Below are 22,133 nucleotides of genomic sequence, written 5' to 3' on the forward strand. Positions count from 1 at the left end.
TCTCTAATCCATCATTTGTTTCATTTAGTTAAAATTGTAAATAAAATTACATAGTTTGTCAATTATTATTGTCATTTCGACAATTAAACTTGTCAAAATAATTCCCATCATTTTTTCTCATCTTTCTAATATAGGACATACTACTATATATACAAAAGACAATATGCAAATGTTCATACAAAAAATATTATTTTTCGATATATAATATTAACTGGTTTTCTAACATCAAGGAGGGTACATATGAAGATGAAAAGGGGCATTACCACTTTATTATCTGTAGCGGTTCTATCTACATCACTTGTAGCATGTTCAGGAACACAAGAGAAAACAGTGGCGAAAGAAGAGAAAGTAAAATTAACAGACCAGCAATTAATGGCTGATTTATGGTATCAAACAGCCGGTGAAACGAAAGCACTGTACTACCAAGGATACAATATCGGTCAATTGAAACTTGATGCAGCTCTTGCAAAAGGAACCGAGAAAAAACCCGCTATCGTACTTGATTTAGATGAAACTGTTTTAGATAACAGTCCTCATCAAGCAATGAGCGTAAAAACAGGAAAAGGCTATCCATATAAATGGGATGACTGGATTAATAAGGCTGAAGCCGAAGCCCTTCCAGGTGCAATTGATTTCTTAAAATATACAGAGTCTAAAGGTGTAGATATTTACTACATCTCAAATCGTAAAACGAACCAACTAGATGCAACAATTAAAAATCTTGAGCGTGTAGGCGCTCCTCAAGCAACGAAAGAACATATATTACTACAAGACCCGAAAGAAAAAGGAAAAGAAAAACGACGTGAACTCGTTTCTCAAACACATGATATCGTCTTATTCTTCGGTGATAACTTATCTGACTTCACTGGTTTTGATGGAAAGTCTGTAAAGGACCGAAACCAAGCAGTAGCAGATTCAAAAGCACAATTTGGTGAGAAATTTATTATTTTCCCTAATCCGATGTATGGTGATTGGGAAGGCGCTTTATATGATTATGATTTCAAAAAATCAGATGCAGAAAAAGATAAAATCCGCCATGACAACTTAAAATCATTTGATGCAAAATAAAAGAGGATGGCATGTGCCCTCCTCTTTTATTGCATATTTCTCGTTAAAGGTAAAATAAACACTTCTACACGTCTATTTTTCGCTTTTCCTTCTTGCGTATCATTTGGAGCAATTGACCGATATTCTCCGTAACCAACTGCACTAAATTTTCCTGGTTGTAATTCTTTATTTTGCAGTAATACTTGCATAAAATTAACTGCCCGCTGCGTACTTAATTCCCAGTTCGATGCAAATTGCGCATTTGCAATAGGAACATTATCTGTATGTCCAGATACTGTGATTTCACGAGGTGATGCTGAAACCAGTAAATTAGACATTTCTTTCGCAATACTTAACGATTCTAATTTTACGTCCGCTTTCCCAGAATCAAATAGTACATTTTCTAATATCGTTACCTTCAATCCCTTTTCTGTTAAATCAGTTTTAAAAGAAGAAGATAATCGATTTTCCTCAATATACTTATCAATACCTTTTTGTACCGCTTTTAATTCGTTCATTTCTTGTTGCTTTACTTCAGCTTCAGCATTCTTTTTAATCTTCTCAGACTCTAAACTACTTGCTGATAATTCCTTTTCATCATTTGGCTTCTGATCACTTAAAAATTCTTTGTTACCTGTTCCACCAGCTAATTCACTTCGAAAAGCAACAGCCATCTGTTTAAACTTAGCAGCATCTATACTGCTCATTGCGAATAAAACGATGAACAATGCAAACAACAACGTTAACATATCAGAATAAGGGATTAGCCAAGTTTCATCGATATGTTCTTCGTGTTTTTTCTTTTTACTTCTTCTATTTTTTTTACTCCGCATTTTTTTCTGCCCCTTTTTCAAGCTTTTTGCGCTCAGTTGCAGAAAGTGCACCTAAAATGCGGTTCTTCATAATAAACGGATATGTACCTTCTTGTAACATTAATAAACAATCAATAATTAAACGTTTTTTCTCTAATTCAGCTGCAGATTTTTGCTTTAATTTATTTGCAAATGGATGCCATAGTATATAACCTGAGAAAATACCAAAAATCGTTGCAATAAATGCACCCGAAATAGCGTGACCTAACTTTTCAATATCAGTTAAATTACCAAGTGCAGCTACAAGACCAATAACAGCACCTAAAACCCCTAATGTTGGTGCATATGTACCAGCTTGAGAAAAAATTGCTGCCCCCTTTGCATGCCTTTCTTCAATTGCTTCTAATTCAGCTTCTAAAATCTGTTCTAAATCTTCTGCAGATACGCCATCAATCACAAACTTCATACCACGCAAAAGAAATTCATCTTGAATTTTGTCTAATTGCTGCTCTAAAGACAAAATACCGTATTTTCTACTTTCAGATGTCCAATGAACAAACAATTCTAGCAACTGTTCATAACTTAAATCTTTTTTATTAGAACCAAAAAGAACTTTAAATAATTTTGGAATCTTTTTTAATTGATCCATCGGAAATGCGATACATACTGCAGCAAATGTACCAACAAAAATAATTAATGCTGCGGCAGGATTAACTAAGGCCATTACGTCAGCGCCCTTGACGACCATCCCTACAACTACCGCCACTACTCCTAAGATGATTCCAATAAGTGTTGCAAAATCCATTCCCATTCACTCCTAGTCTATACAAGAAGTTCTTTATTCTCGATAATCGCTACATCTTCTTATGTATATATATTACATAAAAAATGAATTTCATGAAAGATAAGAAATGAATTATATAAAAAAATACTACAATTCCACACATTTTCTGACATTTTCTTTGCATTTCTATTACGTTACGACTCTTATATTTCTTTTTCAGTAAACTAGACTTATAATAAAAAACGATACATATTTTATTAAGAAAGGATTGTGATTACAAGGCATCATGAAAAAAATAATCCTTATTTCTGCCGCTACTATTGTAATCGGTATCACTTCTTTCGCTTACTTTGATTCTAAATCGCCACTACAAAATGAGGCGAAAGCTGTCGAAAGTCAACAGCATAATAATCACCAAAAAGAAGAGATTCCTGCTTTTCCAAAAGCTGATCATAACGCCAAGAAGCTAGACAATGATTTTTCCGTTGTAACAAATCCAGATTCTAACCTTGTATTAGTTAATAAACATCGAAAACTACCAGACGGATATACACCTGAAGACTTAACAAGACCAAATGTACCATTTACTAGTCCAAAAGATAAAGAAAAAACATTGCTACGCAAAGATGCTGCAGATGCGCTTGAAAATATGTTTGCAGCAGCAAAAAAAGAAGGACTTGAACTTACAGCTGTATCTGGTTATCGTTCATACAAACGCCAAAAATCATTACATGATACATACGTTAGACGTCAAGGAAAAGCTGAGGCAGATTCAGTAAGCGCCATTCCTGGTACGAGTGAACATCAAACTGGTTTAGCAATGGATATTAGTTCAAAATCTGCTAAATTCCAATTAGAGCCTATTTTTGGAGAGACAGCCGAAGGTAAATGGGTTGCAAAACATGCTCATGAATTTGGCTTTGTCATTCGTTATTTAGAAGATAAAACAGAAACAACAGAATACTCATATGAACCATGGCATTTGCGCTACGTTGGAAATCCATACGCTACATACATATATAAACATCATTTAACATTAGAAGAAGCGATGGAAGACAAAAAATAAGAGAGCATGTTGCTCTCTTATTTTTCTTTCACTCTATTATTGTAGTAATTTTTTCTTCCACTCTTCAGGCCACGGTTCGCCTCTTCCTGTTTTTTTCGACGCTTGGACCATCATTCCACGACCAACTAAACAAACCTCTCCTTCTGCATTCTTCACCATATAATGCAAATCTAATGAAGAATTTCCAACTGATCCCGCTTTTACATACACCTTCAACTGTTCATCAAAATATATTTGTTTAATAAAATTACATTGTAAATCCGCAACAACAATCATCGTTTCTGAAGATTCATGCGTCCATTCTTGCATAAATCCAAGTTCTTTAAACAATGCGATACGCGCTTCTTCAAAATAGGTGAAGGCAACGACATTATTTACATGTCCAAACATATCTACTTCACCAAAACGAACCTTTACAGGATTGTAAAACGAAAAACCACTTTCCCATTGCTCAAAGTCTTCAATATAAGAAATCCTCTTCATTGTTCCCTCTCCTTTTCGCTTTAAAATAAACAGAATAAACAGAAAAATATAGTTATAAATATTGCCCCTTCGAAATGAAGAGGCAATATTTTTTAATAGTTATTGTCGCTACCAAAGAAATCTTTGAACGATTGAATTGTTGTATCACGGTTTAACGCCGCAATTGAAGTTGTTAATGGAATACCCTTTGGACATGATTGCACACAGTTTTGAGAGTTACCACAGTTTGCAAGTCCTCCATCACCCATAATTGCACGTAAGCGATCTGCTTTATGCATTTCACCCGTTGGATGTGAGTTAAATAAACGAGCTTGTGATAACGGTGCTGGTCCAATAAAGTCCGATTTACTATTTACGTTTGGACATGATTCTAAGCAAACACCACATGTCATACATTTTGAAAGCTCATAAGCCCATTGACGTTTCTTCTCTGGCATCCTTGGTCCTGGTCCTAAGTCATACGTACCATCAATTGGAATCCAAGCTTTAACACGTTTTAGAGCATTAAACATGCGACTACGGTCAACTTGTAAGTCACGAACAACCGGGAATGTCTTCATCGGTTTTAAGCGAATTGGTTGTTCTAATTGATCGATAAGCGCTGTACATGATTGACGTGGTTTTCCGTTAATCACCATCGAACATGCACCACATACTTCCTCTAAACAGTTCATATCCCATGCAATCGGAGTTGTTTTGTTTCCTTTTGAATCAACAGGATTACGACGAATTTCCATAAGCGCCGAAATAATATTCATATTCGGACGATACGGAATTTCAAACTCTTGGTCAAACGCTTGCGCATCTGGTCCGTCTTGTCTCGTAATGATGAGGCGGATTGTTTTCTCAGACATGTTGTTTATCCCCCTTCTCTTCACTCTTAGCAGCTACATCGTGTTTTGAAGAATAATCACGTTTACGTGGTTTAATTAATGAAATATCCACGTCTTCGTAATGGAATGCCGGTGCATTTCCTTCTCCTTCAAATTTCGCCATCGTAGTTTTTAAGAAGTTTGCATCATCACGATTTGGGAATTCAGGTTTGTAATGCGCCCCACGGCTCTCATTACGGTTATATGCACCAATTGTAATAACACGTGCTAATTCAAACATATTTGCAAGTTGGCGTGTAAATGAAGCACCTTGGTTGCTCCATCTCGCTGTATCGTTAATGTTAATACGTTTGTAGCGAGCCATTAACTCTTCAATTTTTGCATCTGTTTCTAATAATTTTTTATTTTCACGAACTACTGTAACGTTATCTGTCATCCATTCTCCAAGCTCTTTATGAAGAACATACGCATTTTCGTTACCATCGAGCGTTAAAATATTGTTAAATTTCTCTGTTTCGATTAATTCATTTTGTTCATACACAGTAGATGAAACAGCATCTGATGATTTAGAAAGACCTTTCATATATTCAATTGCATTTGGTCCTGCTACCATACCACCGTAAATTGCTGATAATAGTGAGTTCGCTCCAAGACGGTTACCACCGTGCATAGAATAATCACACTCACCTGCTGCAAATAAACCTGGAATGCTTGTCATCTGCTTATAATCAACCCATAGCCCGCCCATTGAATAGTGAACAGCTGGGAAGATTTTCATTGGTAGTTTACGAGGATCATCACCTGTAAATTTCTCATAGATTTCAATAATTCCACCAAGTTTAATATCTAGTTCTTTCGGATCTTTATGAGAAAGATCTAAGTACACCATGTTTTCACCGTTAATACCTAGTTTTTGCTCTACGCAAACATCAAAGATTTCACGCGTTGCGATATCACGAGGTACAAGGTTTCCGTAAGCCGGATATTTTTCTTCTAAGAAATACCATGGTTTACCATCTTTATATGTCCAAACACGTCCACCTTCACCACGTGCAGATTCACTCATCAGACGTAATTTATCGTCTCCAGGAATTGCCGTTGGGTGAATTTGAATGAACTCACCGTTTGCATAATATGCGCCTTGTTGATATACAGCAGAAGCTGCTGTACCTGTATTGATAATGGAGTTTGTTGATTTTCCGAAGATGATACCAGGGCCCCCTGTTGCCATAATCACGGCATCAGCTCGGAAACTTCTAATCTCCATAGTTTGTAAGTCTTGTGCAACGATTCCTCGGCACACACCTTCATCATCAATAACAGCTCGTAAGAAATCCCAACCTTCATATTTCGTTACAAGTCCTGCTACTTCGTGACGACGTACTTGCTCATCTAATGCGTATAGTAATTGCTGTCCAGTTGTTGCACCAGCAAATGCTGTACGGTGATGTTGCGTTCCACCAAAACGACGGAAATCAAGAAGTCCTTCTTCCGTACGGTTGAACATAACACCCATACGGTCCATTAAATGAATGATACCAGGTGCTGCTTCACACATTGCTTTAACTGGTGGTTGGTTCGCTAAGAAGTCCCCACCATAAATTGTATCGTCAAAGTGGATCCATGGAGAATCCCCTTCACCTTTCGTATTTACGGCACCGTTAATTCCACCTTGGGCACATACAGAATGCGAACGTTTTACTGGTACTAAAGAGAACAGTTCAACATTTACTCCTGCTTCCGCCGCTTTAATCGTTGCCATTAAGCCAGCCAAGCCACCGCCGACTACTATAAGTTTCCCTTTCATGCTCTCCCACTCCTTACTGGTTTGCTAGCTGTGGATCGATGAACGCTAATAATGCACTCACACCTACATAAGATAGACCTAAGAAAATAGCTAATGTTACATAAGTAGAGATTCTTTGTGAACGTGGAGATACTGTAATTCCCCAGCTGATGCAGAATGTCCATAGTCCATTTGCAAAGTGGAAAATTGTTGAAACAACACCAACTAAGTAGAATGCAAACATAGCTGGATTGTTTAAAATATCTGCCATCATGTCATAGTTTACCTCTTTACCTAACGCTGCTTGAATACGAGTTTCCCAGACGTGCCAAGAAATGAAAATCAGTGTAACGATACCTGAAATTCTTTGGAAGACGAACATCCAGTTACGGAAATAACCGTAAGAAACCGCATTGTTCTTAGCTGTAAATGCAATATATAAGCCATATATAGCATGGTACAGTATTGGTAAAAAGATAATGAAAATTTCTAGCGCATACCGGAATGGAAGGAGCTCCATAAAGCCTGCAGCTTTGTTAAAAGCCTCTGCTCCTCGTGTTGCAAAGTTGTTTACAATTAAATGTTGCGTCAAAAAGACACCAACCGGGATGACCCCCATTAATGAGTGCCACTTACGAAACGTATACTCGCGGCCTTTCATGTCCCCATTACCCCCCTTGAATGATTGACTGCTGTTTTCAGATTAGTTTATGGCAATAATGTTTTTTCACTATTGGCATAAGAAAAACTGAAAAAATTATTCGAAATATTTCAGCATAATTTGATACCAAGTTCATTTTACTCCTATTTTTGTCGAAGCGTCAAGAAAACGTATACATAATTTGCATATAATTTGCCAATTCTTTTTTTCTTCTTATATATTCAGATTTTCCCAAAGAAAAATCTGTTTTTATAAATGAGAAATGTTATATAATAATCCCTATAGAAAGAGGGGAATATTGTGAGTAAAAATACAATCGATACAACATCTTTAGAAGATGTTTCATTGAACGCCTTCGCTTACGAATTGCTACGTGAAGAATTACTACCTGATTTAATCGGTAACGATCTAGATGGTATTTTATACTGGTCCGGTAGAAACCTTGCAAGAAAATATCCACTAGACACAATTGAAGAAGTCATTCAGTTCTTTGAAAAAGCTGGCTGGGGCACTTTAAGCATTATTGAACATAAGCGTCGTGAAATGCAGTTCCAACTTAAAGGCACACTCATCGCTGAACGTCAAAAACAAAAAAGACATTCTTCTTATCAATTAGAAGCTGGGTTCATCGCTGAACAAATTCAAAAGCAACGAAACGTCGTTGCAGAGTCCTACGAAGAAAAGAAAAAACGTTCAGACTCTATTACATTTCTCGTAAAATGGGATATAAAAGATCTCATTGAAGTGTAGCATTACCCACAGTCAACTAGACATATCAGTTTAGTTGACTTTTTGCATTTTCATTCATTTGAATTTATTTTAAATCTTCAGAAATTATACCAAAAAATAGAAGACGTTGTAAACTACAACGTCTTCTTATCCGCTAAATAACTATAAATCGTCTCTGCGACATTTTTCGGCATACCCGCTTCGACAAATTCTGTTACAGAAGCCTCTTTCATCTTTTTTAACGATCCGAAATGTTTTAACAATATCTTTTTTCGTTTATCTCCAATTCCAGGAATATCATCGAGTGCCGATTGAATGACAGATTTCCCGTGTAATTGACGATGGAATGTAATCGCAAATCGATGCACTTCATCTTGAACACGCTGCAATAAATAAAATTCTTGGCTATTTCTCTCAAGCATCACAGGTTCAGGTGGATCTCCAATAATTAAATGAGATGTTTTATGTTTGTCATCTTTTACAAGACCTGCCATCGGAATATATAAACCGAGCTCATTTTCTAAAACATCACTTGCAGCCGCCAGATGACCTTTTCCGCCATCAATAATGATTAAATCTGGTAAAGGTAACCCCTCTTTCAGCGCCCTTGTATAACGGCGTCTCACAACTTCTCTCATAGACTCATAATCATCTGGTCCTTGAACTGTTTTAATTTTATATTTCCTGTATTCTTTCTTAGCTGGTTTCCCATCAATAAAAGCAATCATTGCCGAAACAGGATTTGTCCCTTGAATATTTGAGTTATCAAACGCTTCAATACGATAAGGCGTTTCAATTCCGAGCTGCTTCCCTAAATTCTCTACCGCTTTAATCGTTCGCTCTTCATCACGTTCAATTAAATAGAATTTCTCTTCCAAGGCAATCTTCGCATTTTTATTTGCCAGTTCTACAAGATCTTTTTTCTTACCGCGTTTCGGCTGTGTCGCTTCCACTTCTAAAAAGCGTTCTACTAATTCTGAGTCTATACTTCCTGGAACGACAATTTCCTTCGGCTTAAAATGACTGCTGTTTTCATAAAATTGACCGATAAACGTTAAGAACCCCTCTTCTGGTTCATCGTAGATTGGAAACATAGAAACATCACGTTCGATTAGCTTTCCTTTTCGAACGAAGAAAACTTGAACACACATCCACCCTTTATCAACTGCATAGCCAAACACATCACGGTCCACTAAATCACTCATAATCATCTTTTGTTTTTCCATAATCGCATCGATATGAGCGATTTGATCACGTAACTCTTTTGCACGTTCAAACTCTAGTTTCTCTGAAGCTTCATACATTTTTGTTTCTAATTCCGAACGAACTTCTTTATGTCCACCATTTAAAAACTTAATAATTTCATCTACAATTTCTTTATTTTGTTCTTCCGTAACTTCTTTCACACAAGGTGCTAAACATTGACCCATATGATAATATAAACAAACTTTATCGGGCATATTTGAGCACTTACGAAGCGGGTACATACGATCTAGCAGTTTTTTCGTTTCATGAGCTGATTGTGCATTCGGATAAGGACCAAAATACTTTCCCTTATCTTTTTTTACATTTCGCGTAATAAGTAATCGCGGTTGTTTCTCAGCTGTAATTTTAATAAAAGGATATGTTTTATCATCTTTTAATTGAATATTATATTTTGGGTCATGTTTTTTTATTAAGTTTAACTCCAAAATGAGCGCCTCTAGATTTGAGGAGGTTACAATATATTCAAAATCTACAATTTCTCCTACTAGCCGAAGTGTTTTTCCATCATGCGAACCAGTAAAGTACGAGCGCACACGATTTTTAAGCACTTTTGCCTTTCCGACATATATAACCGTTCCTTGCTTATCTTTCATTAAATAACAACCAGGTTGATCTGGTAAAATAGCCAACTTCTCTTTTAAATGTTCGTGCACTCGTTACCCTCCATTTCTACATGCTTAGCATTTTTATTTTCACATGAAAACATACTATGCCAAAATACCCAACATACGTTCTTTCATTGTAACGGAAAGGTGTAAAAAAGGAAAATAAAAAAGGCTACCAAATGGTAGCCTTTTTATTTTAGAAGTGTTTAGAAACTAATTCTACTAACGCTTCTTTCGGTTTGTAACCTAACGCTTGATCAACTACTTTACCGTCTTTTAATACGAAAAGAGCTGGAATGCTCATTACTTCGAATTGACGAGCAGTTTCTTGGTTTTCATCCACGTCTACTTTTACTACTTTTACTTTTTCGCCTAGTTCTGCATCAATTTCCTCTAATACAGGAGCGATCATTTTACAAGGTCCACACCAAGGTGCCCAGAAATCTAATAATACAACACCTTCGCTAGTTTCTGCTGCGAAGCTTTGGTCATTTGCGTTTACAATTGCCATTTTATTTCCTCCTTCAAGTATATTCTACCAAGAGTATATCATTAACTTATATACGTGGCGAATAATATGTATCGTTATGTATTGTAACAAAAAAGTGTTCCTTTATACTATATAAAAATACGGATTAAATACTAAAAAGATGAGAGACAGGGGATCTCTCACCTTTTTCTATATATAGGGGTACTTCACTTGGAACTCAAGGGTACTCAAATCATGAATGTACTTTTAACTTTTTAAACTCTTCTGTTAAAAGAGGTACGACTTCAAATAGATCGCCAACAATACCGTAGTCAGCTACTTTGAATATACTTGCTTCTGGGTCTTTATTAATCGCAACGATTATTTTTGAGTTAGACATACCAGCTAAATGCTGAATCGCTCCAGAAATACCGCATGCAATGTATAGGTCTGGCGTAACAACTTTACCAGTTTGACCAATTTGTAATGAGTAATCGCAATACTCAGCGTCACAAGCACCACGAGATGCTCCAACAGCGCCGCCTAATACGTCAGCTAACTCTTTTAATGGTTTGAACCCTTCTTCGCTCTTCACACCGCGTCCGCCAGCGATAATCACTTTTGCTTCAGAAAGATCAACGCCTTCTGCCGTCTTACGGACGACATCTTGAATGATTGTACGTAAGTCTTTCACATCTACTGTAATAGAAGACACGTCACCACTGCGAGACTCATCTTTTTCAAGCGTTGCGATGTTATTTGGACGCACTGTCGCAAATAAGATGCCGTCTGTTACAATCTTCTTCTCAAACGCTTTACCAGAGTAAATTGGACGAGTAAAGATAACATTTCCACCTTCAACTTCTAAAGCAGTTACGTCAGAAACTAGACCAGCTTCAAGCTTCGCTGCTAATTTTGGTGATAAATCTTTCCCAAGTGCTGTATGTCCAAATACAATACCTTCTGGATTTTCTTCAGCATATACAGCTAAAAATGCTTGTGCATAGCCATCAGATGTATATGATTTTAATTTATCATTTTCAACTGTCACAACGCGATCTGCACCGTAATGAATCAATTCATTTGCAAAAGAAGCAACGCTGTCTCCAACTAGAAGACCTACTACTTCACCGCCTTCTGCAATTGTTTTTGCTGCTGCTACCGCTTCAAACGAAACGTTACGTAGCGATCCATCACGAACTTCACCCATTACTAATACTTTACGAGCCATAGATTTTCCCTCCTGCATATATAATTTCGTATTTTATTAGATTACTTTCGCTTCTGTATGGAGCAACGATACAAGTTCTTTTACTTGATCTTGCAGCTCGCCTTGTAACACTTTTCCTGCATCTTTCTTAGGAGGCAAATAGATTTCAATTGTTTTTGTCTTTGCTTCCACATCATCTTCTTCTAAATCTAAATCATCTAATTCTAATTCTTCTAGTGGCTTTTTCTTCGCTTTCATAATACCTGGAAGCGATGGATAACGAGGTTCATTTAAACCTTGCTGTGCTGTTACTAAAACTGGTAATGAAGTTTCAATCACTTCTGTATCACCTTCAACATCGCGCTCAATCTTCACGTTTGTACCGTCAATTTCAAGTTTTGTAATTGTCGTTACGTACGGAATATTTAACGCTTCAGCTACACGCGGACCAACTTGTCCAGATGCACCATCAATTGCAACGTTTCCGCCTAAAATTAAATCTGCATCTTTATCTTTTAAATATTCAGCAAGCACTTTTGCTGTCGTGAACTGGTCACCATTTTCTACATCATCTTCAATATTAATTAATACCGCTTTATCGCAGCCCATCGCTAACGCCGTACGAAGTTCTTTCTCACTATCTTCGCCACCAACTGTTACGACAGTAACTTCTCCACCTTGTGCGTCTCTTACTTGAATTGCTTCTTCAATTGCATATTCATCGTAAGGGTTGATGATGAATTCCGCTTCGCCATCGTAAATTGCACCGTTTTTAATTACGATTTTTTCTTCTGTATCAAATGTTCGTTTCATGAGTACGTAGATGTTCATTCCATTTACCCCCTTGTTTTTCAGAAAGATTCTATCAATTTTAATTTTCTGTTAATTTATATTAAAAAAATAATTGAACTACCTGCCGCTAAATGAAGGCTTACGTTTTTCTAAAAACGCCGCTACACCTTCTCTTCCATCTTCACTCGTAAATACTTCACCAAAGATTTGAGCTTCGCGTTGTACACCTTCATAATAATGAGACGATTTCGTCGTTTGCAATAACTCTAGTACAGCACGAGTCGTCGCTGGGCTTTTTCCAGCAATCTGTTTTGCAACTTTAAGCGTATCATCTAAAAATGTTTCTTCAGCAAAAACTCCGTTAACTAGTCCCCATTTTAATGCTTCTGCACCAGTAATCGGTGTACTTGTTAACATCATTTCACAAGCTTTCGCTTTCCCAACATAACGTGGTAATCGCTGTGTACCTGCAAATCCAGGAATTAATCCAAGTGTTAATTCAGGTAAACCAAGTTTTGCACTTTCAGTTGCAAAGCGCATGTGGCAAGACATAGCAAACTCAAGGCCGCCGCCAAGTGCCGCTCCATGAATTGCCGCGATAACTGGTTTTGAACATTTTTCAACGCGCTCAAACGTAACTTGTCCAAGCTGCGCTAATTCAGTCGCTTGCTTCGCTTCAGTAACAGATGTAAATTCTTTAATATCTGCTCCCGCCGAGAAGAAGCGCCCTTCACCGTGAATAACAACAACACGAATGTTATCATCCTTCTCCACTTGATCAATTAATTCAGTAACGTCATGCATAACTTGTGAAGACATCGCGTTAGCTGGCGCATGATTTAACGTAGCCACCGCGATATGATCTTCAACTCTTACAGATAGGAATTTCAACATGATCCCTCCCATTATTGACGATAACCACAAGCTGCAATAAGTAGCCCATGTACCGTTTTTGAAAGTGCGACCAGATCATACTTATGATCGCTCATTACCCAATTGGTCACAACTTCATCTACTGTTCCAAAGATCATTTGTCTTGCCACGCGAACATTTAAATCCGCTTGGAATTCACCTTGCTTTATACCAGTCTCTAAAATCTCATCAATAACTTGTAAGTAGCCTTTTAATACTTCATTTATTTTCAGGCGTAAGTCTTGATTGGACTGTCTTAGCTCTAATTGCGTAACGATAGCAAGAGGATCATTTTGCGACAACAGCAAGAAGTGCGTTTCTACCAACATGAATAACTTCGATACAGCGCTTTCAATTCCTGCTGTTTTTTGACGAATTGTTTCGACAAATTCTCCCATCTTCTCTTGGAATAAGGATATTAATATATCTTCTTTATTTTTAAAATATAAATAAATCGTGCCATCAGCTACCCCAGCTTGCTTTGCTATTTTAGAAACTTGCGCTTGGTGGTACCCATTCTCCGCAATCACAATGACTGCCGCATCAATAATTTGATTGTATTTCGGTCTATTTTTCTTCACTTTACTGTCCCCTTCAAGAAGATGACTGAATGAATAGTCATTCATATTCTTATAATACTGACTATTTAGAAAAGTGTCAATCCCATTTTTTCAAAAAGAAAGGGCCTTAGCCCGTTTGCTCATCCTCATTCTTTCTTTTCTCTTCCTCAATTAGGACACGGCGCAAAATTTTCCCAACTGTCGTTTTCGGCAGTTCATCTCTAAACTCATATACTTTCGGAACTTTATAGGCCGCTAAATATTTACGAGCAAACTGATTTAATTCTTCCTCAGAACACTCTGTACCTTCTTTTAACACAACAAACGCTTTAACTGTCTCTCCCCTATACGGATCGGGAACTCCAATCGTCACTACTTCTTGCACTTTTTCATGCTCATATAATACTTCTTCTACTTCACGAGGATACACATTAAATCCACTCGCAACAATCATATCTTTCTTACGATCTTTCACATAGAAAAAGCCATCTTCATCCATGTAGCCAACGTCCCCTGTATGGAGCCATCCATCTTGCAGTACAGCTGCTGTTTCTTCTGGCTTATTCCAATATCCTTTCATAATTTGAGGACCTTTTACTACAATTTCACCGATTTCTCCCGGTGGTAATGCCTCACCAGTTTCAAGCGACATAATCATTGCTTCTGTATCTGGCCACGGAACTCCAATGCTACCTGGCACTCGCTTTTCCCATAAAAAATTACTATGTGTAACTGGAGATGATTCTGTTAAACCATATCCCTCTACGAGTTTACCCCCTGTAACTGTTTCGAACTTTTCCTGTACTTCTACTGGTAGTGGTGCTGATCCACTAATACAAGCACGAATAGACGAAATATCGTATTCTTTTAAAAGCGGGCTATTTAAAAGAGCGATATAAATAGTTGGTGCTCCTGGAAACAATGTCACTTTATGCTTCTTAATCGCTTCAAAAACCATTTTCATATCAAATTTTGGAATAAGAACCATTTTGTATCCTTGCATAATACTTAAATTCATGACAGCCGTCATGCCATACACGTGGAAAAATGGAAGAACCCCAAGAACGACTTCTTCTCCTTCTTTGCAATTATATAACCATTGAACTCCCATCAAAGTGTTAGAAACGAGGTTTTTATGCGTTAACATAACGCCTTTCGGAAATCCAGTTGTTCCTCCTGTGTACTGTAAAAGAGCTAAATCATTTTCAGGATCACAAGGCACCTCAACATCCGTATTCACTTCTTTTTCTACTGAGTTCCAAAGGTGAATCGTTTCACTCTCTGATACTTTCACAACTAAATTTGACTGTTTTTTCTGCACAAATGGATACAATAGATTTTTAGGGAAGGGCAAAAAGTCCGCAATACGAGTTACGATAATATGCTCAATTTTTGTAGCAGATTGAACATTCGTTACTCTTGGGAACACTAAATCGAGGCAAAGAATGACTTTTGCTCCCGAGTCATGAAGTTGATATTCTAATTCTCTTTCTGTATATAATGGATTTGTTTGGACTACGATACCTCCCGCAAGTAATGTACCGTAATAACCGATTACAGCTTGCGGACAATTCGGCAACATAATGGCAACTCGATCACCCTTTTCCACACCGAGCTTTTGAAGATAATTTGCAAATCTCTTCACCTTATCATGAAAGTCTGAAAATGTAATATCCTTCCCTAAAAAGTGAAGCGCTTTCTTTTCTGGGTAGCGAGAAGCCATCTGTTCTACATATTTATGAAGCGGCTGAATATCATAAGAAATTGTACTTGGAATTTCCTCTGGATAATTTTTCAACCATGGTTTTTCCACCTTCATTCCCCCTTCAAATACATAAAAATAAATGAATGTTCATTCATGAGGTTGTTTTCATTATATTATAGTCACCATAACGTTACAATCATAATATTCTGACTTTTATATAACTATGCTTCACTCCATTAACTTCTTATTATATGTACAAACTCTCCTAATCTATAAAAAAATAAGAGAGTTATTATTTAGCTTAATCTTATTATCGTTAACACAGCTCCTGGTGTAGTTGTTGATAATGTTGCAACAGCTAACAAACCAAATAGTTGCAAACTAATAGCATCTCCTGCTGCAAGAGTTGTAATAATTGTTGCGCTAAATGATGTAGTTGCTAACGCAGGAGAATTGATCGTCCCAGCAAGTGGTGCTCCATTAATTGTAATCCGTAAACTGACTAATAACGAAGCCGTTATATTAATTGTATATGAAATATAATAATTCCCAGCATTTGCAACCGTAAATACTGTATTTCCACCAGAAACAGTAATTCCTGGACCGATGTTTTGATTATTCGGAAGCGGGACATTCGTTCCACCAAGAAGTACCGATATCGCTGTTCCCGACGTATTATTTGCAAATGCATACGTCGCCGTGATACTTGTACCTGTAGCTCCGGTTGCCCCCGTTGAGCCTGTTGGACCTGTTGCTCCCGTTATTCCTGTCACTCCGGTTGGGCCCGTTGCTCCTGTCGCTCCCGTTATTCCTGTCGCTCCCGTTGCTCCTGTTATTCCTGTTGCTCCCGTTGCTCCCGTTGCTCCCGTTGCTCCCGTTGCTCCCGTTGCTCCCGTTATTCCTGTCGCTCCCGTTGCTCCTGTTATTCCTGTTGCTCCTGTTATTCCTGTCGCTCCCGTTGCTCCCGTTGCTCCTGTTATTCCTGTTGCTCCTGTTATTCCTGTCGCTCCCGTTGCTCCCGTTGCTCCTGTTATTCCTGTTGCTCCTGTTATTCCTGTCGCTCCTGTTGCTCCCGTTGCTCCTGTTATTCCTGTTGCTCCTGTTATTCCTGTTGCTCCTGTTATTCCTGTCGCTCCCGTTGCTCCTGTTATTCCTGTCGCTCCCGTTGCTCCTGTTATTCCTGTCGCTCCCGTTGCTCCTGTTGCTCCTGTTATTCCTGTTGCTCCTGTTATTCCTGTTGCTCCTGTTATTCCTGTCGCTCCCGTTGCTCCCGTTGCTCCCGTTGGACCTGTTGCTCCCGTCGGACCGGTTGGGCCTAGCTTAGGCACTGTCCCATCGCAACTAAAACAACACGAATCAACATGTACACCATTTTGATTATTACAACTACAATATCCATTTATATTATTTCTCCATGAAGACATGTTGATCACTTCCTTTACTTCGATCTTTTAAGTAAAATCATCTAGTTAAAAAACACCTATCTAACTAACAAAGAAATAATTTACTTAATAGGATAAACACAGATACATTCCATAGATTCTAGTAATTATTACATGCAATTTGCTCTCCTTTTGCTTGTACTTTCGCCTCATCTCCACAGATTATTAACTATACACATTTCACTTTGTATTGGGACGATTGCATATCCGAAAGAAATCCCTTCCAGCCTTGTCGTTGCTGTAATTGGAGCACCTTATTTCTCATGTTTGATGAGGAAGAGTGAAAAGAAGGTTAATTAAAAACCAGCTTCATATATGAAGCTGGTTTTTCTATTATGGCATAGAGTGAAACTATAATTAGACTTTTACAGGCAACCTGACTTCCATCTAAATTCTTCAATCTAGCCGAGTTTTGAGACGGGAGTTTTACTGCCCGTTAATGCGGGATAAAATTAATATAAGCTTTGTACATAAAATATATAACAAGTGAATACATGATTATATTGAACACACTTCGTTTTAAAGTTAACTTTCTCTTTAATTCCTTATCTTGTAATTTTAGTTCTATTCCGTTCGCTACTTTCAATCCACCTATTATTTGAAATAGCCCTCTGTAATCATCAGCATTCCCTAACAATACGTATTCCTTATCATTTTTATACTTTATATACAGAAATTCACTTCCATTTCTCTATTCATTACATATACGAATAAAAAGATCGTTTTTCTGACACTTTTATAAATATTTTCTAATTATTTTTATAATGTAGCAATATTTAACGAAAGCTTTTCTATTAAAAGGGAATGCATCACTTCTCTCGAATTTAATGTATGAACATAAATAGGGGGGATAACAATAATGTACCAAACAATTGAAGGCTTCTTGCAATCATGGACATACGAGGCTGCGTCTACTCAGAAAATGCTTGATTCATTAACCGATGCATCTTTATCACAAGAAATTGCACCTGAGCATTGGACGTTAGGCAGAGTTGCTTGGCATATCGTGACGGCAATTCCTGTTATACTATCTGGTACTGGGCTTAAGTTTGAAGGAGAAACGAAAGATTATCCTGTTCCAACTTCAGCAAAAACAATTGCAGATGGATATCGTAAAGTGAATACAGCTTTTGTTGAAGCACTTCAAAGTAAATGGGCTGATAAAGATTTAGCAACTATTAATGACTTCTTTGGTCGTCCTATGCCAAATTCTATATTTTTAATGACACTTATTAATCATCAAAATCACCACCGCGGACAAATGACGGTATTAATGAGGCAAGCTGGCTTAACAGTCCCTGGCGTATATGGCCCTGCAAAAGAAGAATGGGCTGCCGCTGGAATGGAAGCTCCTAAAATGTAACAGCAGAAAAAGACAAGGTGTTTACACATCTTGTCTTTTTCTGTAACTTGTTTCATGTGAAACTATTTTACGTATTCTTATCATACAGTTATATCTTCCTTCTCTATATTTTTAATTCCGTAATATGCAATGGCAACTCCAATTGCTGCCAATGCTAGTTGAAGGGGAAGAAAAGTTGCTGTGGGAAACTCTGGGTTGCTATTCATTGCAATTGAGACAACGATAAGAGATGAAACAATTGTAGTTGGCACTGAACGTTTACGCATTCCGAAATATAGAGGGATTAAACTCATTCCCGCAGTTGCAATGGCTAAAGGAACCAGTTTTATTCCTTCTTGCACCAATTGATCTACTGTGAATGAATTAGGAAGAATTGAAAAATAGCTATCTATCCCAAAGAAAATTCCTACTACTAAAATGTTAGATACAATAACTGTTATAAATGTGACTATCGCTGTAATAGCCAACTTACTAGCCATCATTTTCTTTCGGTTAATAGGATAAGAAAACATAAGTAGTATTGTTTTATTTTTATATTCGCCAATTATTAACCTTGCGATTAAGACACTACCAAAAATAATAAATGTTGCTCTTACTATTGTGCTAGCCATTAACAATATCGTCTCTGGATTCCTTATTTCTGCATCCCCTTCTACTTGAGCGATGATGCTCACAAAGATCATTAATGCCAGTATAACAATATTTGCAATAATTGCCCTCTTCACGTACCAACCAAGCTTAAACTTTTTCAATTCTAGCTTCATTAAATGTAGCATGATAGTCCTCCTTCCTCCTAAGACTTAATCAATATAAATGACTCCTGTTTCACTTAAAATCTTCGCTTCATTTTTCGCATCACCAATCGTTCCTACTTTTATTTTTTCTGTATTTTTATCTTTCTTAAGTCCTTTTAAATCCACTATTACGTCAGCCGAATTACTTTTGGCCATAAGCTTCAATGATGCCGGGACACCTTTATACCGTACGCCAATATCCCCTGATTTTGTTTCTATAAATAATGATTTTCCTTCTGTCATATCTTTCAGTAATACTTCCCCAGATGTTGAAGTGATGTTCATATTTTCGTTTTTTACATTTTTCACATAATTATCGCCAGTAGTGGAAGTTATATTTACATCTTGTAATAAACTATCTTTTAACATTAAATCTCCACTTTCGGATGTGAATTCACCCTTCTCTGCCGATAGTCCTGTAATCATTCCATCTCCAGATTTGCCTTTTGTCACGATGCTTTTTACTACTATATCGTTTATTTTCACATCACCCGATTTATTATTTAATATAATTTTATCTATTTCTTTCTTCGGAATAGCTATAGATATACTATTTTTCTTCCTAAACGTAAAACCATAAAAAAATCTGGTCGCCTTTTGTTTTTGCTTAATCACAATTTTATTTTCATCATTTTCTATTTTGACGGGATCTATCTCTTTATCTGTTTGTTGACCTTGAGCGGAAATTACTATTTTATTAGCGTCTGTACTTTTAAATTCAATATTCCAATTTTCATTGTCTACTTCTATTTCTTTTATATTATTTATATCAAAAGACTTTTCTTTCTTAAAATCTTTCCCCTGAAATACCTTAAAACCAAAAACCACACTAGCAATTGTAATGAATAATATTGCAATTACTATTATTTTTTTCATTATTCATACCCCAGTTCGTTTTTGTTTTAAGCTTACTTCACGCCACATCGATCTTGTCGATTTTACGAAATGATAGATAACTAATGAAAATTCCTAATAAACAGAGCACGATTGGGATAGCTATAAAATCAAACATACTTACTTGACCGTTTCCAGCACCAACGTTACCACTAATCAGCATACCAATTATTACTGCCGAAGTAATCGTTGTCGGTGTCGATTTCTTTCTCATTCCAAAAAATAAAGGAATTAAACTTATACCAGATATCATAAATGCACTTATAATAGTACCTGGAACGATAGCTATTATTTCGCCTATCGTAGCAGGTGTTTCAATCAGTCCCATCATTGGACTCACAAAATATACGAGCAAGCTAATAATGAAAGTCGCGATAATCGTGCTCACAAAACAAAAACAGAAAACAATTGTTAGTTTCGCACTCATTAGCATTTTCCTTTGCAGCGGATACATAAATGATAGTTGTATCGTTTTGTTCTTATACTCATCAATTACTAAACGTGATAAAATGACCGAACTAAAAATAATGAATGTTACCCTAATAAAAATATTTATTAAAGCCATGTTCTGTGTGAAGTCAGAGAAGAGCACGTCTTCCTCGGCTTTCATTCCCACTGCCATAAGGCTTACTACAGCGAAAATTGCTATAATACAAATTGCTACACTTTTAAAGTAACTAGATAATTGATGTTTCTTCCATTCGAGCTTCATTAATCTAAGCATACAAAACCAATCCTCCATTCTTTATATAACTGTCTTTATGCTGCTAACATTCTAATTCCAGCAGTAACTACGCTTAACATTCCTATCATTAGTAGAATTAACAACCATTTCCGCTCTGGTTTCCTATAATATAAAATCCCGCTTATGAACATTACGACCAATCCACTTACTAGATTCACTAACAATCCATTAAGCATGAATGCCCTCTCCATCCATTACATTTAAGAAATATTCCTCTAAGGAACTATGTTTCTTATTAATACTTTCAATTTCCACATCGTTCATAATAAGCGCTTTTGAAATGGCTTGCTGAGACACTTCTGTATCATACACACGAATCATATTTCCACTCATTATTTTATAATTTTTTATGCCAAGTTTATCTTCTAAAATATAAGCTGCACGCTTCACATCAGGAACAGTGATTTCAATGTACTCTGTTTGTTTTCCGTTAATACTCTTCATTGAAACTTCTTTTATTAGTTTTCCATTTTGAATTACACCAATTGTATCCGCCATTAGCTCCATCTCACCTAAAATATGACTAGAGACTAATAATGTAATACCATATTCTTTGCAAAGCATTTTAAATAAGTCTCGTAACTCTTTAATACCAATTGGATCTAAACCGTTAATGGGTTCATCTAAAATGAGTAATTCTGGCTTTGTTACGATTGCCCTTGCAATACCGAGTCGTTGTTTCATTCCTAATGAAAAATCTTTTACTTTTTTATTATCTATACCTTGCAGCTTCACTAAATGTAAAGCATGGTCAATTTCATTTTTATCGTAATAGCCCATATATTCACAATGTAATTCTAAGTTTTCTTTCGCCGTTAATTTATCATAAAAGATTGGATATTCAATAATCGTCCCCATTCTCTTTAATACTTCATAAGATGTATCTGTTAACTTCTCACCGAAAATTTCAATCTCACCGCTCGTCGGTTTTATTAAATTTGTAATCATTTTCATAATCGTTGTTTTACCAGCACCATTCGGTCCTAAGAAACCGTATATCTCTCCTTTTTTCACATGCATGTTAACGCTAGAAATAACTTCTTTTCCTTTAAACACTTTCGTTAACTGATTCGTTTTTAATATATAGGTCATATCACTTTCCCCTTTCGCACTACTTTATATTTCTATAATAGACAACGGAAATCTCTTTTTTCTTACCCGTTTCTTACAAATTC

General features: G+C 36.7%; 23 protein-coding genes and 2 pseudogenes. 5 read left to right on the forward strand and 20 right to left on the reverse strand.

Features of this window, described 5'->3' with window-relative positions; genetic code table 11:
• Window positions 1–240 precede the first annotated feature (240 nt).
• Window positions 241–1,068: a 5'-nucleotidase, lipoprotein e(P4) family gene (locus PSR14_RS24260; RefSeq protein WP_000782776.1), complete on the forward strand. Its 828-nt coding sequence runs from the start codon at window positions 241–243 to the stop codon at window positions 1,066–1,068.
• Window positions 1,069–1,094: 26 nt separating this feature from the next.
• Here PSR14_RS24260 and motB read toward each other — a convergent pair whose 3' ends face one another.
• Window positions 1,095–1,880 (reverse strand): flagellar motor protein MotB, encoded by a 786-nt coding sequence (motB, locus tag PSR14_RS24265; RefSeq protein WP_001256753.1) that lies wholly within the window; start codon window positions 1,878–1,880, stop codon window positions 1,095–1,097.
• On the reverse strand, window positions 1,870–2,664 hold the full coding sequence (motA, locus tag PSR14_RS24270; RefSeq protein WP_000344867.1) for a flagellar motor stator protein MotA: 795 nt from the start codon (window positions 2,662–2,664) through the stop codon (window positions 1,870–1,872). Before motA ends, motB begins: the two co-directional genes overlap by 11 nt.
• 265 nt (window positions 2,665–2,929) lie before the next feature.
• Between motA and PSR14_RS24275 the strand changes: the two genes are divergently transcribed.
• Window positions 2,930–3,709, forward strand: coding sequence for a D-alanyl-D-alanine carboxypeptidase family protein (locus PSR14_RS24275; RefSeq protein ID WP_000720579.1), 780 nt, complete (start codon window positions 2,930–2,932; stop codon window positions 3,707–3,709).
• Between the two features lie 36 nt (window positions 3,710–3,745).
• On the opposite strand, the gene PSR14_RS24280 is transcribed toward PSR14_RS24275, so the two are convergent.
• The 4 genes from PSR14_RS24280 to sdhC all read right to left on the reverse strand — a co-directional run bounded on the left by PSR14_RS24280 (window position 3,746) and on the right by sdhC (window position 7,472).
• Window positions 3,746–4,192, reverse strand: a complete 447-nt coding sequence (locus tag PSR14_RS24280) for a thioesterase family protein (RefSeq protein ID WP_000822740.1) — start codon at window positions 4,190–4,192, stop codon at window positions 3,746–3,748.
• A 92-nt stretch (window positions 4,193–4,284) separates the two neighbouring features.
• Window positions 4,285–5,046, reverse strand: coding sequence for a succinate dehydrogenase iron-sulfur subunit (gene sdhB / locus PSR14_RS24285; protein ID WP_001291826.1), 762 nt, complete (start codon window positions 5,044–5,046; stop codon window positions 4,285–4,287).
• Window positions 5,039–6,832 (reverse strand): succinate dehydrogenase flavoprotein subunit, encoded by a 1,794-nt coding sequence (gene sdhA, locus PSR14_RS24290; RefSeq protein WP_000676735.1) that lies wholly within the window; start codon window positions 6,830–6,832, stop codon window positions 5,039–5,041. Before sdhA ends, sdhB begins: the two co-directional genes overlap by 8 nt.
• Before the next feature lie 13 nt (window positions 6,833–6,845).
• On the reverse strand, window positions 6,846–7,472 hold the full coding sequence (sdhC, locus tag PSR14_RS24295; RefSeq protein WP_000678352.1) for a succinate dehydrogenase cytochrome B558: 627 nt from the start codon (window positions 7,470–7,472) through the stop codon (window positions 6,846–6,848).
• 300 nt (window positions 7,473–7,772) lie between these two features.
• Between sdhC and PSR14_RS24300 the strand changes: the two genes are divergently transcribed.
• Window positions 7,773–8,222, forward strand: a complete 450-nt coding sequence (locus PSR14_RS24300; protein ID WP_000042220.1) for a YslB family protein — start codon at window positions 7,773–7,775, stop codon at window positions 8,220–8,222.
• Window positions 8,223–8,335: 113 nt separating this feature from the next.
• On the opposite strand, the gene uvrC is transcribed toward PSR14_RS24300, so the two are convergent.
• The 8 genes from uvrC to PSR14_RS24340 form a co-directional block, all read right to left on the reverse strand.
• Complete coding sequence (gene uvrC, locus PSR14_RS24305; RefSeq protein WP_046198128.1) at window positions 8,336–10,120, reverse strand: excinuclease ABC subunit C; 1,785 nt, start codon at window positions 10,118–10,120, stop codon at window positions 8,336–8,338.
• 148 nt (window positions 10,121–10,268) lie between these two features.
• Window positions 10,269–10,583 carry a thioredoxin gene (trxA, locus tag PSR14_RS24310; RefSeq protein WP_001018943.1) on the reverse strand — a complete coding sequence of 105 codons (315 nt, stop codon included), beginning with the start codon at window positions 10,581–10,583 and terminating at the stop codon, window positions 10,269–10,271.
• 211 nt (window positions 10,584–10,794) lie between these two features.
• Window positions 10,795–11,772 carry an electron transfer flavoprotein subunit alpha gene (gene etfA, locus PSR14_RS24315; RefSeq protein WP_000101965.1) on the reverse strand — a complete coding sequence of 326 codons (978 nt, stop codon included), beginning with the start codon at window positions 11,770–11,772 and terminating at the stop codon, window positions 10,795–10,797.
• Between the two features lie 36 nt (window positions 11,773–11,808).
• Window positions 11,809–12,582, reverse strand: a complete 774-nt coding sequence (gene etfB / locus PSR14_RS24320) for an electron transfer flavoprotein subunit beta (protein WP_001029030.1) — start codon at window positions 12,580–12,582, stop codon at window positions 11,809–11,811.
• Between the two features lie 78 nt (window positions 12,583–12,660).
• The gene (locus PSR14_RS24325) at window positions 12,661–13,437 is read right to left on the reverse strand and encodes an enoyl-CoA hydratase (RefSeq protein WP_000911295.1); all 777 of its coding nucleotides are present in this window, start codon (window positions 13,435–13,437) and stop codon (window positions 12,661–12,663) included.
• A gap of 11 nt (window positions 13,438–13,448) precedes the next feature.
• Window positions 13,449–14,081, reverse strand: a complete 633-nt coding sequence (locus PSR14_RS24330; RefSeq protein ID WP_001998355.1) for a TetR/AcrR family transcriptional regulator — start codon at window positions 14,079–14,081, stop codon at window positions 13,449–13,451.
• A gap of 61 nt (window positions 14,082–14,142) precedes the next feature.
• The gene (locus PSR14_RS24335; RefSeq protein WP_000414715.1) at window positions 14,143–15,828 is read right to left on the reverse strand and encodes a long-chain-fatty-acid--CoA ligase; all 1,686 of its coding nucleotides are present in this window, start codon (window positions 15,826–15,828) and stop codon (window positions 14,143–14,145) included.
• Window positions 15,829–16,016: 188 nt separating this feature from the next.
• Window positions 16,017–17,144 (reverse strand): BclA C-terminal domain-containing protein, encoded by a 1,128-nt coding sequence (locus tag PSR14_RS24340; protein WP_406644072.1) that lies wholly within the window; start codon window positions 17,142–17,144, stop codon window positions 16,017–16,019.
• Window positions 17,145–17,357: 213 nt separating this feature from the next.
• Between PSR14_RS24340 and PSR14_RS24345 the strand changes: the two are divergent.
• Window positions 17,358–17,462 (forward strand): annotated as a pseudogene (locus tag PSR14_RS24345) (iron ABC transporter permease); the annotation flags it as partial.
• Window positions 17,463–17,598: 136 nt separating this feature from the next.
• Here the strand turns inward: PSR14_RS24345 and PSR14_RS24350 are convergent.
• Window positions 17,599–17,853: pseudogene (locus tag PSR14_RS24350) on the reverse strand (septation ring formation regulator EzrA); the annotation flags it as partial.
• Between the two features lie 168 nt (window positions 17,854–18,021).
• Between PSR14_RS24350 and PSR14_RS24355 the strand changes: the two are divergent.
• Window positions 18,022–18,525: a DinB family protein gene (locus PSR14_RS24355; protein WP_000284962.1), complete on the forward strand. Its 504-nt coding sequence runs from the start codon at window positions 18,022–18,024 to the stop codon at window positions 18,523–18,525.
• An 80-nt stretch (window positions 18,526–18,605) separates the two neighbouring features.
• Here PSR14_RS24355 and PSR14_RS24360 read toward each other — a convergent pair whose 3' ends face one another.
• From PSR14_RS24360 to PSR14_RS24380, 5 genes are read right to left on the reverse strand one after another with little or no spacing between them, the layout of a single operon-like run.
• Window positions 18,606–19,301 carry an ABC transporter permease gene (locus PSR14_RS24360; RefSeq protein ID WP_000902919.1) on the reverse strand — a complete coding sequence of 232 codons (696 nt, stop codon included), beginning with the start codon at window positions 19,299–19,301 and terminating at the stop codon, window positions 18,606–18,608.
• Between the two features lie 24 nt (window positions 19,302–19,325).
• A complete protein-coding gene (locus tag PSR14_RS24365) occupies window positions 19,326–20,195 on the reverse strand; it encodes a DUF4097 family beta strand repeat-containing protein (RefSeq protein WP_048557705.1) in 870 nt (289 codons plus the stop codon).
• Window positions 20,196–20,232: 37 nt separating this feature from the next.
• Entirely contained in the window at window positions 20,233–20,937 is a 705-nt protein-coding gene (locus PSR14_RS24370) for an ABC transporter permease (protein ID WP_000945218.1), read from the reverse strand.
• Window positions 20,938–20,972: 35 nt separating this feature from the next.
• The gene (locus tag PSR14_RS24375) at window positions 20,973–21,134 is read right to left on the reverse strand and encodes a hypothetical protein (RefSeq protein WP_000931773.1); all 162 of its coding nucleotides are present in this window, start codon (window positions 21,132–21,134) and stop codon (window positions 20,973–20,975) included.
• Window positions 21,127–22,050 (reverse strand): ABC transporter ATP-binding protein, encoded by a 924-nt coding sequence (locus PSR14_RS24380; RefSeq protein WP_000221094.1) that lies wholly within the window; start codon window positions 22,048–22,050, stop codon window positions 21,127–21,129. The genes PSR14_RS24375 and PSR14_RS24380 overlap by 8 nt, the downstream gene beginning before the upstream one ends.
• Between the last annotated feature and the right edge of the window lie 83 nt (window positions 22,051–22,133).

It is taken from the genome of Bacillus sp. A01H (assembly GCF_045277205.1).
Classification (GTDB): domain Bacteria; phylum Bacillota; class Bacilli; order Bacillales; family Bacillaceae_G; genus Bacillus_A; species Bacillus_A paranthracis.